The sequence below is a fragment of the Curtobacterium sp. B8 genome, assembly GCF_000333315.1.
In the GTDB taxonomy this organism is placed as follows: domain Bacteria; phylum Actinomycetota; class Actinomycetes; order Actinomycetales; family Microbacteriaceae; genus Curtobacterium; species Curtobacterium luteum.
The window spans coordinates 1-2930 of record NZ_BACW01000678.1 but is presented as its reverse complement, the minus strand read 5'-3'; the positions used below and the strand labels follow the sequence as shown (position 1 = coordinate 2930).

Annotated in this window: 2 protein-coding genes and 2 rRNA genes; 2 read left to right on the top strand and 2 right to left on the bottom strand. The window is 68.2% G+C overall.

From position 1 onward, the window contains the following. Together I59_RS18030 and rrf are read left to right on the top strand one after the other, a co-directional pair. Positions 1-517 (top strand): 23S ribosomal RNA (locus I59_RS18030); the annotation flags it as partial. Between the two features lie 135 nt (positions 518-652). Then, positions 653-769: ribosomal RNA gene (gene rrf / locus I59_RS18025) — 5S ribosomal RNA — on the top strand. A 93-nt stretch (positions 770-862) separates the two neighbouring features. Here the strand turns inward: rrf and I59_RS18020 are convergent. Then, positions 863-1489, bottom strand: coding sequence for a response regulator transcription factor (locus I59_RS18020; RefSeq protein ID WP_022905067.1), 627 nt, complete (start codon positions 1487-1489; stop codon positions 863-865). Continuing rightward, positions 1486-2685 (bottom strand): sensor histidine kinase, encoded by a 1200-nt coding sequence (locus I59_RS18015; RefSeq protein ID WP_022905066.1) that lies wholly within the window; start codon positions 2683-2685, stop codon positions 1486-1488. Before I59_RS18015 ends, I59_RS18020 begins: the two co-directional genes overlap by 4 nt. Positions 2686-2930 lie beyond the last annotated feature (245 nt).

Sequence of the window (2930 nt, the reverse complement as noted above, 5' to 3'; positions counted from 1 at the left end):
AGTGATCCGGCAGTGGCTGTGGAAGCGCTGTCGCTCACCGGATAAAAGGTACCTCGGGGATAACAGGCTGATCTTGCCCAAGAGTCCATATCGACGGCATGGTTTGGCACCTCGATGTCGGCTCGTCGCATCCTGGGGCTGGAGTAGGTCCCAAGGGTTGGGCTGTCCGCCCATTAAAGCGGTACGCGAGCTGGGTTTAGAACGTCGTGAGACAGTTCGGTCCCTATCCGCTGCGCGCGTTGGAAATTTGAGAAGATCTATCCCTAGTACGAGAGGACCGGGATGGACGAACCTCTGGTGTGTCAGTTGTTCTGCCAAGGGCACCGCTGATTAGCTACGTTCGGACCGGATAACCGCTGAAAGCATCTAAGCGGGAAGCCGTCTTCGAGATGAGATTTCCATGCACCTTGAGTGTGAGAGGCTCCCAGCAGACTACTGGGTTGATAGGCCGGATGTGGAAGCGGGGACTAACGACCCGTGGAGCTGACCGGTACTAATAAGCCGAAGACTTGACAACACACTGATTTCCGTGGCCTTCGTGTCACGGGCTCGCGTCCACTTTGTGGTTCCCGACAGACGATCGGGAACGAAACTGAATACTTCAGCGAGATCTGAAGGAATGGTTTTGATCCAGGATCTGGGTCGAAGGTGTTCCGGTGGTCATAGCGAGAGGGAAACGCCCGGTCACATTCCGAACCCGGAAGCTAAGCCTCTCAGCGCCGATGGTACTGCAAGGGGGACCTTGTGGGAGAGTAGGACGCCGCCGGACTCAACGTTGCAACACCAGGGAACCCCTGACCACCACGTGGTCAGGGGTTTTCTGCGTTCCCGGGCCGGTTTCGTTCTCTCGCGACGAGTGGGGTCACGGGAGGAGGCCGAGCTCCATCGCTCGGGTCACGGCACGTGTGCGGTCGTTGACGCCGAGCTTCTCGAACACGTGCCCGAGGTGCGTCTTCACGGTGGTCTCGCTGAGGAAGAGCTGTCGGCCGATCGCGGGGTTCGAGTTCCCTTGCGCGACGAGGCGGAGCACCTCGAGTTCCCTGGGCGAGAGGGACGGCCCAGGTGCCGGCTTGCCGGTGGTGCGCCGGACGAGGGCGGCCACCGCGGACGGCGCGAGCGCGGTTTCGCCGCGGGCTGTGGCACGGACGCCGGCGAGGATCTCGGACTCGGGTGCTGCCTTCAGCAGGTAGCCGGCGGCGCCGGCCTCGATCGCGGCGAGGATCTGGTCGTCGGACTCGTACGTGGTGAGGATGAGCACGCGGATGCCGGGCTCTCGGGCGAGGACGCGGGCGGTGGCGGCGTCGCCGTTGAGGCCCGGCATCCGGAGGTCCATCAGCACGACGTCGGGGCGTTCTGCGAGCGTGATCGCCACGGCAGCGTCGCCGTCACTCGCCTGGCCCACAACCTCGACGTCTTCGGCCTCTTGGAGGAGTGCGACGATGCCGCTGCGGACGATCGGGTGGTCGTCGGCGACGACGACGCGGATCACCGGGTTGCTCCGGACAGGGGAGCGGCGCTGCGCTGGGTCGTCGGATCGGGCGTGGTCGGCAGGGCGACCTCCACGACCGTGCCGTGCCCCGGGCTCGAGGTGATGGTGCAGGTGCCGCCCGCGAGGGCGAGCCGCTCGCGGAGGCCGCGCAGCCCGTGACCCGCGGTCGGTACCGCGGAGTCGAAGCCGACGCCGTCGTCGCTGATCCGCAGGCTGACCTGCTCGGCCGCCACCTGCAGGCGGACGTGCACCGAGGCGGCGTCGGCGTGCGCGCGGACGTTGGCCAGTGCCTCCTGGCCGGTGCGCAACAGCACCACCTGTGTGTCGCGGTCGAGGGCGCAGTCCGGGGCGTCTGCCGAGACCGGGATGCCGGTCTCACGGGCGAAGCGTTCGCCGAGACGGTGGAGTGCGGCGCCGAGGCCGTCGCCGGCGATCCCGGCTGAGCCGGCTGCGACGAGGGTGCGGGACTCCTCGAGCGCGGCGCGGGCTGATTCCTCGAGGATCGTGAGGCGTTCATCGAGCCGATCGACCCGGTCGGCGGCGAGGTCGCCCCGTGCACGTTCGGTGAGCATGACGATGCCGGCGAGGTTCTGGGCGACGGTGTCGTGCAGCTCGCGGGCGAGGCGTTCGCGTTCGCTCGTCACCCCGGCGCGACGGTGCGCTTCGGCGAGGGAGTCCTGCGTGGCGCGGAGCTCCTCGATGAGCTGGCGCCGCTCGTCGGACAGCCGGGCGATGCGGGTGATCCAGAGCCCGAGGGCGCAGGCTCCGGCGATGCTGACGCCCTCGATGAGGACGGTGCTGACGAGGGCGGACGGCCCCGACGCGATCTGCAGGCCGACACCCGCCGCGACGCCGATCGCCAGCGAGACCAGGAGCGAGGTCCGGACACGCTCGATCTGGCACCAGGCGACCGGGAACAAGATGCACTGCACGAACGCGGTGCTCGGGACGGTGGCCGGGAGGACGAGCGCGGCCACGACCAGGAGCGGGACGAAGGCGGTGGCGGCCCGGCGGTCCTCGTACCCGCGCCACCCGAACCCGGCGTAGGCGAGGGCCAGGACGGCGAGCATCGCGAAGGCCGGCCAGCGGGTCGGCCACGGGGACCACCCGAGCACGGCGAGGACCGCGACGAGCGCGAGCGTCGCACCGACGGCCACGTGCAGGCCCCAGTTGCGGTGCGTCGTGATCCGGTCCATCGCCCCAGCATCCCACCGGCCGGCCGCCCGGGGGGAGTTCTCCACAGGCGGCATCAGGCGTCCTTGCGGTTCCACCGGAACGTCAGGAGGCACACGACGACGCCCGCGACCAGCCATGCTGCCAGGATGAGTGCTCCCCAACCGAGGTGTCACGCGCCTCCCGGCTCGTCCGATGCGAACTGCGACGGCAGGAACACGGGACGCATGTCCGACTCCATCCAGAGCACCGGGAACACACTTGCGAC